Genomic DNA, 15972 nt, shown 5'->3' on the forward strand with positions numbered 1-15972 from the left:
GGCGTCGCTCTCGTCGGTCGTGGTGTGATCGAGGGTGACATAGCCCACGATCTGGGCGCCGGCATCGCTTTGGTGCACGGTGGCCACGGCCTGGGTGACCTCGGGCGAAGCGGCGAGAGCGTTTTCGATCTCACCGAGTTCGATGCGGTAGCCCCGGATCTGGACCTGATGATCGGCGCGCCCGACATATTTCAGCTGGCCGTCGGCCCCCCACGACACCAGATCGCCTGTCCGATACATCCGCATGCCGGGCTCCCCGAACGGGCATGCGACGAAACGCGTTCCGGTCAACCCGCCCCGGCGGGTGTACCCGTATGCGAGGCCGGCACCGGCGACGTACAGCTCTCCGACCACCCTCGGCGGAACACGCCGCAATGACCCGTCGAGCACGAAGAAGGCGAGATGGGTCAACGGACCACCGATAGGACTGCCGCTGGTATCGACGTCGTCGACGACGACCTCCCGGTACGAGGCGTGCACCGTCGTCTCGGTGATGCCGTACATGTTGATCAAGCGCGGCATTTCGGGGTGGTTGTGTAACCACGTCTGAAGACGTTGTGGCTCAAGTGCTTCGCCACCGAACACGACGGCCTCGAGTTTCAGCTTCCCGGCCTGCTCGGGGCTCAGCGCATCGACGGTCTGCAATGCGTAGAACGCCGACGGGGTCCTGCTCAGCACACTTACCTGTTCGGCGACCAGCAGGGCATGGAATTCCTCCGGCGAACGGCCGACCGACTCGGACACGACCACCAGACGGCCACCGCCGAGCAGCGCACCCCAGATCTCCCAAACGGAGAAATCGAAGGCCAGGGAATGACACTGCGTCCACACGCCCGTGCGCGGCACGTCGGCGTCCAGTGACTCCATCAGCTGCGCCACATTCCGATGCGCGACGGCCACTCCCTTGGGCTGGCCGGTCGTGCCCGACGTGTAGATGATGTAGGCGATGTCGTCGGCCCCCGGCGCAGGCACCGCGGTGCTGGGCTGGATTTCGATACGCGGATCGTCGATGTCGATGACGACCAGTCCGGCATCCGCCAGCCGTGATTGCAACGACGCAGTGGTGATCGCGGCGATCGGCGCCGCGTCGCCAAGCATGAACTCGATGCGAGCGCTGGGGTGCGACGGGTCGATCGCAAGATAGGCCGCCCCGGTCTTGAGCACCGCGAGGATCGCGACGATCGCCTCGGTGGAGCGGGTGAACAGCAGCGCCACAGATTGTCCGGGGCCTGCGCCGTGGGCGATCAACAGGTGCGCCAACCTGTTGGCGGCCTCCTCGATGTCTCCGTAAGTGAGCGACTGGTCACCGAAGGTCACCGCGACTGCATCGGGGGTGCGGGCGACTTGTTCGGTCCACAGTGTGGGAATCGATGCCGCAGTGGGCAAGGGCCGGGTCAACGCCGCGCGGTTGCCCCACCGATCGAGGAGGGCACGTTCGCCGTCGTCAAGTAGATCCGTCGACGACACCCGCCGTTCGGGGTCGGTGGTCATGGCCACCAGCACCCGCTCGAGGCGCTCGATCAGCGTGACAATGGTAGCGGCGTCGAACACGTCCGTCCGGAACTCGACCATTCCGCCGATCCCGTCGGCCTCACCGTTGTCGGTCCACCGTTCGGAGAGATGGAAGACCAAGTCCATCCGGGCGGTGTGGGTGTCCATCGCCATCTGCGAGACATGCAGATCACCCAACGCCACCGCGCCACCGTCGGTGCCGTCCTGTCCCAGAATGTTCTGCCACGCCAGCATCACCTGGATCAGCGGATGGTGCGTCAGGGTTCGGGTGGGATTGAGCCGCTCGACGAGCACCTCGAACGGGACGTCTTGTCGGTCGAATGCGGCCACGCTGCGCTGCCGCACCTGGGCGAGCAGCTCGGCGAACGTAGGATCCCCGGCCAATTCGACCCGCAGCACCAAGGTGTTGACGAAGAAACCGACCAACTCGTCGAGTGCCGGATCGCGACGGCCCGCAATCGGAAACCCAACGGCGACATCGTTGCTCGCGCTGACCTCGGACAGCAGGACGGCAAGGGCGGCCTGAATCACCATAAAGCTGGTCGCGTTGTGCTGATGGGCAACATCACGCACCCGCTGCTGAAGCTGCGCCGGCCAGTTCACCGCCACACCGGAACCACGGTAGTCGGCGACAGGCGGATAGGGCCGGTCGGTGGGCAGCTGCAGACGCTCGGGCATCCCGGCCAGCGCGTCCTGCCAGTAGGCCAGCTGCGCGGCGATGGGGCTGTCGTCGTCGTCGAGGTCGCCGAACTGTTCACGCTGCCACAACGTATAGTCCACGTACTGCACGGCCAGCTGCGCCCAGCCAGGGGCCATCCCCTTGGTCCTGCTGCTATACGCCTCGCCGATGTCCCTGACCATCGGGGTCAGCGACCATCCGTCAAAGGCGATGTGGTGTACGACGATTGCCACGACATACTGCTCGGGGCCAACCGAGTAGACCTGTGCGCGAATCGGGATTTCGGCCGACAGATCGAAGCGGTGCACCGCCAGCGTCGTCAACTTTGTGAGGACATCCTGTTCGGACAGGGACACCACCAACGGTGCGCCCGCGAGCCGCCACATCCCCGGCTCCGCGGGTATGACCTTCTGGAACGGGACACCGTCGGTGTCGGGGAAGATGGTGCGCAATGATTCGTGGCGTGCGATGACGTCATCGAAGGCCGACACCAATGCCTCGACGTCCAGGGGGCCTTTGATGTGCAACGCATTCGGCATGTTGTAGGTCGCCGCTCCACCCTGGAAGCGGTCAAGGAACCACAGCCGACTCTGGGCGAAGGACAGCGGAATCACGGCCGCGCGCGGACCGGCAACCAACGGCTTGCGTCGACCCGCCTCCCCACTGACATGCAGCGCCAGCCGCGCGACGGTCGGCGCGTTGAAAAGGCTGTGCACCGAAACGCTGGCGTCCAGGCCGGTGTTGACGGCGGCGACGAGGCGCATCGCCGACAACGAGTCGCCGCCGAGGTCGAAGAAGGAGTCGTCGACACCCACCCGCTCGACACCGAGCACATGGGCGTAGATGCCGACCAGAATGTCTTCGACCGGGGTGGCAGGGGCACGGTAGTTGGCCCCCGCGGCGTATTCGGGTGCGGGTAATGCGCGGGTGTCGAGTTTGCCGTTCGGTGTCAAAGGCAGTTCGTCGACAACCACCACTGCGGACGGGACCATGTAGGACGGCAACCGTTCAGCCAGGGCGCTGCGCAGCACCGCCGGGTCTGCGGTGCCGCTGATGTAGCCCACCAGCCGTTTGTCCCCGGGGCGGTCCTCGCGGGCGATGACCGCCGCTTGTCGCACTCCGTCCAACCCGGCCAGCGCTGCCTGGACCTCGCCGAGTTCGATGCGATATCCGCGCAGTTTGACCTGTTCGTCGGCGCGCCCCAGATACTGCAGCTGGCCGTCGGCGCCCCACCGCACCAGATCGCCGGTGCGATACATCCTTGTTCCCCCGGCGCCGCCGAACGGGCATGCGACGAAACGTGACGCGGTCAGCCCGGCCCGACGGACATATCCGACGCCGACGCCGCGGCCGGCGATGTACAACTCGCCGACCGCGCCGGGCGGCACCGGTCGCAGCCACCCGTCTAGCACGAACAACGCCGCCCCGGGGACGGGCATGCCGATCGGCACCACACCCGACCCCGCCCTCAGCGGCGCGCTGATCGCGGCATACACCGTGGCCTCGGTCGGACCGTACGCGTTGATCATGATCCGCCCCGGCGCCCAACGGTCCATCAGCTCCGTCGGGCAGGCCTCACCGGCGACCGCCACCGCCATGGATCCCAGCCCTTGTGGCGACAGCATTCCCGTCGCCGAGGGTGTCTGGCTCAGGACCGTGATGTGTTCTGCCGCGAGCAGACCATGGAGGTCCTCCGGTGACCGGGCGACCGATTCGGGCACCACCACGAGGCGGCCGCCATGCAGCAGGGCACCGAAGATCTCCCACACCGAGACGTCGAATGCCAGCGAATACCATTGCGCCCACACTTGTTCCGCGCCCAGCGCCAGTCCGACATCCATTCCCTCGAACAGGCTGATGACATTCTGCTGGGTGATCGCGACGCCCTTGGGGACACCGGTGGTGCCCGACGTATAGAGGATGTACGCGATGTCGTCTGGAGCCGGCGCCGGCATGCCGGTGTCTGGATAGCCCGAGATACGAGGGTCTTCGATATCGACGACCGCCAGGTTGCATCCGTCCAATCGGCCGGCCAGTCCGCTGGTGGTGATCGCGGCGATCGGCGCGGCATCGTCGATCATGAACTCGACCCGGGCTGATGGGTGCGCGGAGTCGATCGGCAGATACGCGGCGCCAGACTTGAGCACCGCCAGGATCGCGATGACAGCCTCAGCGGACCGCTCCAACAGCAGCGCCACACTACTCCCAGGGCCAGCACCGTGCTCAATTAGCAAGTGCGCCAGCCGGTTTGCGGAGTCATCGAGCTCGCGGTAGGTGAACGAACGCTCGCCCCACACCAGAGCGACCGCAGCGGGTGTGCGCTCGACTTGCCCGCCGAACAGCACCGGAATCGATACCGGTGTCGCGGGCCGGGTCAGTACCGACCGGTTGCCGATCTGGTCCAGCCGGTCATGTTCATCGGCGTCCAGCACATCCATCGAGGAGAGCCGTCGGGTCGGTTCGGCTGCCATCGCGACCAATGCCCGCTGAAGCCGCGCGGCCAGCGCCTCGATCCCGGCCTCATCGAAGACATCGGTGTCGAACTCGATTCGAAGACCCAGTTCGGCGCCTGAAAGTGCCTGCAGCGTCACCGGATAATGGGTGGACTCACTGGTGTTGAACTCGACGATGGCCAAATCGTCGCTAGCTGCCATCGCGCCGGTGTTCACCGGATAGTTCTCGAACACGAAGAGGGTGTCGAAGAGCAGATCGTGTCCGGTGGTGTGATGGATCTCGGTGAGCGCCAGGTGCTGATGGTCGAGGGTGTGGCCGTTGAAGGTTCGCAGTTGATCGAGCAGATCGGCGGTCGTGGTGGTCGGGCTGAACCTCGCGCGCACCGGCACGGTGTTGATCAGCAGACCCACCATCGACTCCGCACCTGCCACATCGGCCGGGCGCCCGGAAATCGCGGTGCCGAACACGACGTCCTGCTGCCCGGTCAGCCACGTCAGCACCTGTGCCCAGGCCGCCTGCAACACGGTGTTGAGGGTGGTGTGACATGAGCGCGCCAATTCGCCGAGCGCGCTCGTGGTTTGCTCACTCAGCCGGAAGTAGTTGCTGTCCCGCGCGCCAAGACGGAGCCGACCCGCGGGGCCGACGAGTGTCGGCGTCTCGAATCCGGCCAGTACGTCCCGCCACGCCGCGTGCGCGGCGTGTCGGTCACGGTTAGCCAGCCAGGTGATGAAACTGCGGTACGGCGTCGCTGCGGGCAGCCGTTGCCCGTAGTAGCTTGCGAAAATCTCCTGCAGCAGGATCGGCATCGACCAGCCATCGACGACGACGTGGTGGTAGGTCAGCACCACCCGGTGCCGATCCGGGGCGGTGCGGATCAATGCCGCGCGTACAGCCGGCGGGTGGGTGAGATCACAGACCGCCGCACGCTCGGCAGCGCATAGCTGCCGGATCTGCTCCTCGGCGTCCAGCTCGTCGTAGCGCCAGGGAATTTCGGGGTCGACGGGGATGATCTGGACGGGCTGGTCGAAGTGGTCGTAGAACCGGGCGGCGAGGTTGGGGTGGCGGTTCACCGTCGTCTGCACCGCGTCGCGCAGGCGGTAGCGATCCAGCGCGCCGGTGACCGTGATGTCGACCTGCATCGCATAGAGATCACCGAAATCCTGTGCGGTGCTGGCGTGGAAGAGCAGCCCCTGTTGCAGCGGGGTCAGCGGCAGCACATCGGCGATGCGGTAGTGCCGCTGCAGCTCGTCGAGTTGTTGTTGCGTCAGCACGGACGGTGCGATGTCGGACGGGGTAAGTCCGCCGCCCCCGCTTCGGACATGCGCGCAAATACCGACCAGTGCCTCGAACCAGAGTTTGCTCAGCCGGTTGACTTGCGCGTCGTCGAGGGCCGATTGCGCCCAGGTCCATGTGGCGTTCAGCTGTGGTCCGGTCTCGGTGTCGACGGTCGCCGAGTTGAGTTCCACGGTGTGGCCCAAAGGCATCGGCACGGTCGTGGCAGCATCGGCGATTGCCAGGCCGTCCTCGCTCACCAGCCAAAGATCGGCGGACACGTCGGCTATGGCAGCGCCGGCAGCCACGCGCCCGAGGTAATTGAACCCGATGGACGGGTCGGCCCCGGAGAGATCGACGTCGTCATTGAGATAGCGCAGCAGACCGTAGGTCAGCCCATCGGGCAGGGCACGCAGTTGTTCCTTGCCGTTCTTGATCACGGGGCCGAGCGCGGCGTCGCCTGCGACCACCTGTGCCCAGCGCAGGCCACCGACCGCCAACGACACCGGGTACTTGGCGGTGAACCACCCCACGGTGCGCGACAGGTCGACATCGTCGACCACGTCTTCATTGCGGCCGTGGCCCTCGACATCGATGCCGATCGCCGCGTCGCCGTCGAGAAACTCTGTGCATGCCAACGCGTAGGCGATCAACAGGATGTCTTGCACGCCAGCGTGAAACGCTGCGGGGACCTCGCTGAGCAGCGCACGAGTGTGCTCGGGGCCCAGCGAGGCCGACAAGTGTCCGGCACTGGCGTAGGTGTCCACCGCGGGTTGCGCCCGTGACAGCGTGACGGGGGTCGCGGCGATATCTCTCCAGGCATCGGCATGCTGCACCACTGCTGGAGTGCGTGCGTGCTCTGCAAGCCGTGAAGTCCAGCGCGCGAACGAGGTTCCCGTCGTCGGCAGCTCGACAGGCTGCCCGCTGTGGTGCTGGACCCAGGCGATGTTGAGATCTTCGAGCAGGATCCGCCAGGACACGGCATCGATGGCGAGGTGATGAATGATCAACGCCAGCTGGCCGGTTGCGGGCACCCACAGCGCGCTGAGCATCGTCCCTGCGGCGGGGTTCAACAGCGCCCGCGCGGCCTCGAGCGCAGCAGCGTTGAGTTCGTCGGCGGTGTGCACGCAATCGGCCACGTTGACCACACCAGGTTCGGGTACCTCGAGCGACCACCCCGTGGCGCCGTCGTCTGCCGCGCGAAGCCGCAGTGCGGCGTGTCGGTCCAGGAGCGCCCCGAGTACGACGATCACGTCAGCTTCGGTGACCCCGGCGGGTGCCCGCACGACCATCGTCTGATTGAACTCATCGATCGGACCGTCGATAGTCCGCAGCCACCGCATGATCGGCGTAGCCACCACGGGACCGATGCCCTCGTCAACGACGCCGGGTTCACCATCGGCCATTCCGGCGACCATGGCCAGTCGGGCCACCGTCTGCTCAACGAATATGTCACGCGGTCGGCAGCGTAAGCCGGCGGCTCGCGCGCGAGCGACGACCTGCATCGACAGGATGCTGTCGCCGCCGAGGTCGAAGAACGAGTCGTCCACCCCGACCCGTTCCAGCCCCAGGACTTCGGCGTAGATGCCGGCGAGGATCTCCTCGACGGCGGTGACCGGCCGCCGGTAGTGATGCGCCTGCTGTACGCCCGGTGGGGGCAGAGCGCGAATATCGAGCTTGCCGTTGACCGTCAACGGCAACGCGTCCATGACCACCACGGCCCCGGGCACCATATAGGCCGGCAGCCGGTCGGCGAGTGTGGCGCGCAGCTCGACGGGGTCGGCCGTCCCGGTGATGTAACCGACGAGGCGCTTGGTTCCCGGGTTGTCTTCGCGGGCGAGCACCACGGCGTGCTCTACGCCATCCAGTTCGGCCAGCGCGCTTTGGATTTCACCGAGTTCGATCCGGTAGCCGCGAATCTTGACCTGCTCGTCGGCGCGGCCGAGGTACTGCATTTGTCCATCAGCACGCCAATACACCAGGTCGCCGGTGCGATACATGCGGGTGCCCGGTTCGCCGAACGGGCATGCGACGAACCGCGAGCCGGTCAATCCCGTCCGGCCGATGTATCCGACGGCCACGCCGCGCCCCGCGACGTACAACTCGCCCACCACACCGGTAGGCACCGGACGCAGCCGCTCGTCCAGGACGAACACCGCCGCCGTCGACACCGGTGCGCCGATGGGCGCCGCACCCGATCCGACGCTCAGTGGCGCGCTCATCGAGGCGTACACCGTCGCCTCCGTGGGGCCGTACGCGTTGATCACCACACGCCCGGGCGCCCATTGGTCGACCACCTCGGCCGGTACGGCCTCACCGCCGAGCAGGACGCACGTCGATTCCAGACCCTGCGGCGACAGCGCCGCCACCGCCGACGGGGTCTGGGTGAGCACGGTGACCTGTTCGCGTACCAACAGGTCGTGGAAGTCCTCCGGTGAGCCGGCCACCTCTTCGGAGACGATGACAAGGCGGGCGCCGCCGAGCAGCGCAGCCCATATCTCCCACACCGAGAAGTCGAAGCCGTACGAATGGCATTGCGTCCATACCTGATCGGCGGGCATGTGGGCGGGGGCCGACTTCGCCAGATGGCTCGTCAGGTTGGCGTGTGTGATGGCGACGCCTTTGGGCACGCCGGTGGTGCCCGACGTGTAGATGAGGTAGGCCACGTCGTCCGCCGCAGGCACGGGCGGCGGAGTGGTCGGTTGAGTGTCCACCGCGGGGTCATTGACTTCGAGGACCGCCAGCGGACCCTGGAGTCGCGAGCGCAGACCCGCCGTGGCGATGGCGGCGATAGGCGCGGCGTCGGCGAGCATGAACCCGATGCGGGCATCGGGATGGGCCGGATCGATCGGCAGATATGCGGCCCCGGTCTTGACCACCGCGAGCATCGCCACGATCGCTTCAGCGGAGCGCTCCAGCAGCAGCGCGACGCGCTGTCCCGGGCCTGCACCCTCTTCGATCAGCAAGTGCGCCAACCTGTTAGCGGCCTCGTCGAGCTCTCGATATGTGAGGCTGCAGCTGTCGGAGCTGACCGCGGTCGCGTCGGGAATGCGAGCCACGTGCTCGGCGAACAACTCGGGCACCGACACCGGGGCCGGTGCCGGTGCCGTCAACATCGCACGATTGCCGATCGCGTCCAGCCGCGTGCGTTCGCCGTCGTCGAGCACGTCGATCGACGACACCCGCACCGTCGGATCCGCGGTCATCGCCACCACCACGCGTCGCAGGCGCTCGATCAGCGTTTCGATGGTGGCGGCGTCGAATACGTCGGTGCGGTACTCGACCGCACCCCAAATCCCTGCGGGCTCAGCGGTGTCCGTGAAGTGCTCCGACAGCGAGAAGGTCAGATCCATCCGGGCGGTCTCGGTGTCCACCGGCATCTGAGTGGCCTGCAGATCGCCCAGGGTCAGCCCCGCGGCGGGATCGCTGGTGTGCCCGGGCAGATTCTGCCACGCGAACAACACCTGCACCAGCGGATGATGCGTCATCGACCGCGTCGGATTGAGCCGCTCCACCAGGACTTCGAACGGCACATCCTGATGCTCGAAAGCCGCAAGGCTTCGCCGCCGCACCTGATCCAGCAACTCGGATACGGAGGGGTCGCCTGCGAGCGCGACCCGTAACACCAGCGTGTTGACGAAGAACCCGATCAACTCGTACAGCGCGGGATCGGTGCGCCCCGCGATCGGAAACCCCACCGCCACATCACTGCTTGAGCTCAGTCGCGACAACAACACTGCCAGTGCGGCCTGCATAACCATGAAGCTGGTCGCGTTGTACTGCGCGGCGACCGCCCGTACCTGCTCTTGCACCTCGGCCGGCCAGTCGACCATCACGCGTGCGCCCCGCTGGTCAGCCGCCGCCGGATAGGGCCGATCGGTGGGCAGCTGAAGTCGCTCAGGCATCCCGGCCAACGCGTCCTGCCAGTAGGCCACCTGCCGGGCGATCAAACTCTGGTTGTCATCGAGGTCGCCGAACCGCGCACGCTGCCACAGCGTGTAGTCGATGTACTGCACGGGTAGTTCAGTCAACCCGGAAGCACGTCCCGCACGCCGGCCGCCATACGCCACGCCGAGATCCCGCACCAGCGGGCCGATCGACCAGCCGTCGGCCGCGATGTGGTGCGCCACGCCCACCAGCACGTGTTCGTCGTCCATGACGCGGAAAAGCCTCGCCCGCAGCGGGATCTCGGTGGTCAGGTCAAATGCGTGACGCCCGGTCTGCGCGATGGCCTCACCGAGGCGCTCAGAAGTCCAGCCGGTCGCATCGACCACATCCCAACCGAATTCGGCATGCTCGATGGGCACCACCACCTGTTGGGGAATCCCCTCCGGCGCCCTGATCAGAGTGCGCAGGCTCTCGTGCCGGCCCACGACATCGGCGAGAGCGGCGACCAACGCATCGACGTCGAGACGGCCACGCAGTCGCAGCGCCACCGGCATGTTGTAAACCGGTGACGGGCCCTGCAACTGGTCGATAAACCACAACCGACTCTGGGCGAACGACAACGGAACTACGGCGGGTCGGTTGCCGGCGACCAACGCCTCACGCCCGCTCGCCCCGGTGACACGGGGCGCAAGCTGGGCGACCGTGGGTGCGTCGAACAAGGCGCGGACCGAAAGGTCCGCGTCCAATCCGGCATTGATCGCGGAGACCAGGCGCATGGCCGAGACTGAATCGCCGCCGAGATCGAAGAAGGAGTCGTCGGCACCCACCCGCTCGATGTTGAGGACCTGGGCGTAGATGCCGGCAAGGATCTCCTCGACCGCGTTGGCTGGGGCACGGTAACGACCGACCTGCTGGAACTCCGGTGCAGGCAGGGCGCGGATGTCGAGCTTGCCATTGACCGTCATAGGCAAGCCGGCGAGCACGACTATTGCGGCCGGGACCATGTAGGGCGGTAGCCGGTCGGCCAAGGCAGTGCGGGCCCGCGCCGGATCGACAGCACCCGGCCGCGATTCGGTGACGTAGCCGACCAACCGTTTGTCGCCGGGAGTGTCCTCCCGGGCAATGACCACTGCTTCGGCCACTCCGTCCAGATCGGTTAGCGCTGATTGTATTTCGCCGAGTTCGATGCGGTAGCCGCGGATCTTGACCTGCTCGTCGGCACGTCCCAGGTACTGCAGCTGCCCGTCACTCCCCCACCGCACCAGGTCGCCAGTGCGATACATCCTTATTCCCTGAGCTCCTGCGCCGCCGAATGGACACGCTATGAACCGCGATGCGGTCAGACCCGCCCGGCGCCAATACCCAACGCCGACACCACGGCCGGCCAGGTAGAGTTCCCCGACGACCCCGGGCGGCACGGGTCGAAGCCACCCGTCTAGCACGAAGAGGGCCGCCCCGGTCACTGGCGAGCCGATGGGGGGCGAACCCGAGCCGGCTGCCAACGGCGCGCTCTTGGAGGCCCACATCGTCGTTTCGGTGGGGCCGTACACGTTGATCATCAGTCTGCCGGGTGCCCACCGGTCGACGAACTCCGGGGGGCACGGCTCCGCGCCGATGACCAACGCCGCCGAGCCCAACCCCTCCGGCGATAAACCCCTTACCGCAGAGGGGGTTTGGGTGAGCACCGTGACGTGTTCGCGAACCAGCAAGTCGTGGAATTCTTGCGGTGACCGGGCGACCGAATCGGGTACCACTACCAGTCGCCCACCGTGCAGCAGCGCGCCCCAGATCTCCCACACCGAGAAGTCGAAGGCATATGAGTGGAACTGAGTCCACACCTGTTCGGGCGTCAGTGCCAGACCGGTGTCGAGCGACTCGAACAGCTGCACCACGTTGTATTGCGTGACGGCAACCCCTTTGGGAACACCGGTGGTGCCCGAGGTGTAGATGATGTGCGCGACGTCATCGGGCGCCGGGGCAGGTAACGCGGTGCTGGGCTGGATTTCGATACGGGGATCATCGACGTCGATGAGCACCAGATCGCATCCGTTGAACCGGTCTCTCAGGGCAGGCGTGGTGATCGCGGCAATCGGCGAGGAGTCCTCTGTCATGAACGCGATCCGAACCTGCGGATGCGCGGGATCGATCGGTAGATACGCCGCACCGGTCTTGAGCACGGCCAGGATCGCCACGATCGCCTCGGCAGATCGGTTGAACATCAGTGCCACACACCGGCCCGGCCCCGCACCGTGCGCAACCAGCATGTGCGCCAACCGGTTGGCCGCCTCGTCTAGCTCGCGATAGGTCACCGACTGGCCGTCGAACGTCACGGCCCCCGCGTCAGGAGTGCGTGATACTTGGGCGGCGAACACCTCCGAAAGCGCCACCGGCGTCGTCGACTGGGTCAACGCCGCGCGGTTGCCCACCTCATCCAGGTAGGCATGCTCGTCTGCGTCGAGTAGATCGATCGACAGCAGTCGTCGGGTGGGCTCGGCCGTCATGGCCGCCACCACCTGGGTGAACCGTTGGATCAGCTTCTCGACGCCGGCCGGGCCGAACACGCCGGTGTCGAATTCGAGGCGAAGGCTCAGATCGCTGCCCGGCTGTGCTTGCAGCGTCAGGGGGTAGTGGTTGCGTTCGCGGGTGCTGAAACCGCCGATGGCCAACCCGTCGGCGCCGACCATCGCATCGGTGTCGACCGGGTAGTTCTCATAGACGAAAAGGGTGTCGAAGAGTTGGTCAACGCCGGTGATGCGGTGAATCTCGTTGAGCGGCAGAAATTGGTGGTCGAGTGTCTGCACGTAGACACTTTGCAGCTGGTCTAGCAGATCGGCCGTGGTGCTAGCCGATGTGATCCGCGCGCGCACAGGCACGGTGTTGATCAACAGGCCCACCATCGCCTCCGCACCGACCACGTCGGCCGGTCGCCCGGAGACGGCGGTGCCGAAGACGACATCGTGGCGCCCCGTCAGCCACATCAGCAGCTGCGCCCATGCCGCCTGCAGCACAGTGTTGACGGTGGTGTGGTTCGACCGCGCGAGCTCCCCAAGCGTCCGCATGGTCTCCTCGGGAAGCCGGAACGCCTCGACGCCCCGGTGCCCGAATCGCTGAGGCGAACCGACAAGAGTCGGGGTGTCGAAGCCGGCGAGTACTTCACCCCAAGCCTTTTGGGCGGCGTCGAGGTCCCGATCAAGCAGCCAGCTGACATAGCGGCGATACGATGCGGCCGGGGGGAGGCGATGACCGTAATACCCGGCGAAGATCTCCTGCAGCAGGATCGGCAGCGACCAGCCGTCCATGACGATGTGGTGGAACGTCAGTATGCATCGGTGTTCGGCTTCGGCGGTGCGTATCAGCGCCGCCCGGAAGGCCGGCGGGTCGGCGAGATCGCAGACGGCGGCGCGTTCGGTAGCGGCCAGCTGCTGAACCTGCTGCTCGGGGTCTCCACCGGTGACGTCGATATACCGCCACGCGGCCGCGGGATCGGCCGGGATGACCTGTACCGGCTGGTCGTACTGCTCGCAGAACCTCGCGGCCAGATGGGGATGCCGGTTGGCCACGCGGCGCACGGCGTCGCGCAGGCGGTCAGGGTCGAGCGGCCCGGTGACCGTGATGTCGAGCTGCATCGCGTACAGGTCGTCGTAGGCGGCGCCGTGAGTGGTGTTGGTGTGAAAAAGCAGGCCGCGCTGCATCGGGGTCAGCGGCAGCACGTCGGCGATTCGGTATTGCCGGTTCAGCTCGTCGATCTCATGCTGGGTGAGTCGGGCCGGGGCGATGTCGGAGGGTGTGAATCCGCCACCGCCGCGTTGGACATTCGCGCAGATGCCGGCCAGGGCGTCGAACCACAGTTGGCTCAGGCGGCCGATCTGCGCGTCGTTCAGTGCCGAGGGCGCCCAGCTCCAGGTGGCGTGCAGCCGTGGACCGGCGTCGGTGTCGACTGCGGCCGCATTCAGTGCCACGGTGTGCGCCAGCGCCATTGGCACCGCTGCGGCGATGTCGACAAGCGATAAGCCGTCCTGGCTGATCCGCCACAGGTCATCGGTCATGGCCGTGGCATCGTCCCCGAGCCGCCCGAGGTAGTTGAATCCGATCGTTGGGTCGCTTCCGGACAATTCGACGGCGGTGTTGAGGTATCGCAGCAGACCGAACGTCATGCCGTCGGGAACGGCACGGAGCTGTTCCTTGGCGTCTTTGACGGTCAGGCCGAGTGTTTCATCACCGGAAATGACTTGTGTCCAGCCCAATTCACCGAAGGTCAGGGACACTGGATACTTGGCGGTGAACCAACCCACGGTGCGAGACAAGTCGATATCGGGACTCAGCTCCTCATCGCGGCCGTGCCCCTCGACGTCGATGCCGATCGGCACGTCACGAACTTTCAGGAATTCCGCCCATGCCAGGCCGAACGCGATCAGCAGAACATCCTGCACCCCAGCGTGAAACGCGGCCGGGACCGGACCGAGTAGCTGGCGGGTGGTCTCGACATCCAGCGATTCCGTAAGACGCCCGGCGGCGGCGTAGGTATCGACTTCGGGAATTACGAGGGGCAGCACGGGCGGCGCGGCCGTCACCTTCTGCCACGCCTGCGCCAGTTCCGCCACCTCCGCCGACCGGGCATGCTCGCTCAGCAGTGATGCCCATCGGGAAAACGACGTTCCGCCCGCCGGCAGCACCACAGGCTGATCGTTATGGTGTTGGGCCCAAGCGATATTGAAGTCCTCGAGCAGAATCCGCCACGACACCGCATCCACGGCCAGATGGTGGATGATCAGCGCCAGCTGTCTGGTCGAGGTCGCCCACAGCGCGCTGAGCATCACCCCGGCGGCCGGGTTCAACCGCGACCGGGCCGCCGCCAACGTCTCGTCGGACAGGATGTCGACGGTGTGCAGGCAATCGCCGGCATCGACCGCGCCCGGCTCCGGCACCACCAACGACCAACCGCTGTCGTTCTCGTCGACACGCAGCCGCAGCATCGCATGCCGATCGAGCAGGGCCTGCAATATCACCACGATGTCGGCCTCAGAGCCCCCGGCTGGGGCCGCCACGATCATCGTTTGGTTGAACTGATCGACTCGGCCGTGCACCGTTTCCAGCCAGCGAATAATCGGGGTGGCTTGCACCGGACCGACACCCTCATCCGCGACACTCGCTGTGCCATCGGCGATTTCGGCGATGCGGGACAGCCGAGCCACCGTCTGTTCGGCGAACACATCGCGCGGCCGACAGCTCAGACCGGCCGCGCGGGCGCGAGCCACCACTTGCATGGCGAGGATGCTGTCGCCGCCGCGGTCGAAGAAGGAGTCGTCGATGCCCACCCGGTCCAGTCCCAGGACCTGGGCATAGATACCGGCCAGGATTTCCTCGACCGCGTCGGTGGGTGCCCGATAATGTTCGGCGTCGGTGTAATCCGGGGCCGGCAACGCGCGGGTGTCGAGTTTGTTATTGGCCGTCAGCGGCAGCGCATCCAAGACCACCACCGCGGTGGGCACCATATAGGCCGGCAACCGCTCTGCCAACGCCACACGCAGCGACCCCGGATCGGCGGTGCCGGTGATGTAACCGACCAGACGCTTATCGCCGGGGCTGTCCTCACGCGCGATAACCACCGCTTGATCGACCCCGTCCAACCCGGCCAACGCGGACTGAACATCCCCAAGCTCAATCCGATACCCACGGATCTTGACCTGCTCATCAGCACGCCCCAAATACTGCAACTGCCCATCAGCACGCCACCGCACCAAATCCCCCGTGCGATACATCCGCGCCCCCGGCGCCCCGAACCCACACGCGACAAACCGCGACGCCGTCAACCCCGACCGATGCACATACCCACAGGCCAACCCCGCACCAGCCACATACAACTCACCGACCACCCCCGCAGGCACCGGCCGCAACCACTTATCCAACACAAACAACGCCGCCCCCGGCACCGGCGCACCGATCGGCACCCCTTCTCCCGGTTTCAGCGGCGCGCTGATCGCCACACACATCGTGGTCTCGGTCGGACCGTAGGCATTGATCATCACCCGCCCCGGCGCCCACACATCAACCACCTCAGCCGGACACGCCTCACCGACCACCACCAACGCCGCAGACTCCAACCCCTCCCGCGGCAACACCCGCACCGCAGAAGGAGTCTGAGTCAGCACATCGACCTGCTCGGCGAC

At 66.4% G+C, this 15972-nt stretch carries 1 pseudogene (only partly in view); it reads right to left on the reverse strand.

Going from position 1 to position 15972, the window contains the following annotated elements:
- Positions 1 to 15972 (reverse strand): annotated as a pseudogene (locus tag G6N42_RS11970) (non-ribosomal peptide synthetase); its annotated part runs 12927 nt beyond the window's last position; the annotation flags it as partial.

Source organism: Mycobacterium gallinarum (genome assembly GCF_010726765.1).
Classification (GTDB): Bacteria; Actinomycetota; Actinomycetes; order Mycobacteriales; family Mycobacteriaceae; genus Mycobacterium; species Mycobacterium gallinarum.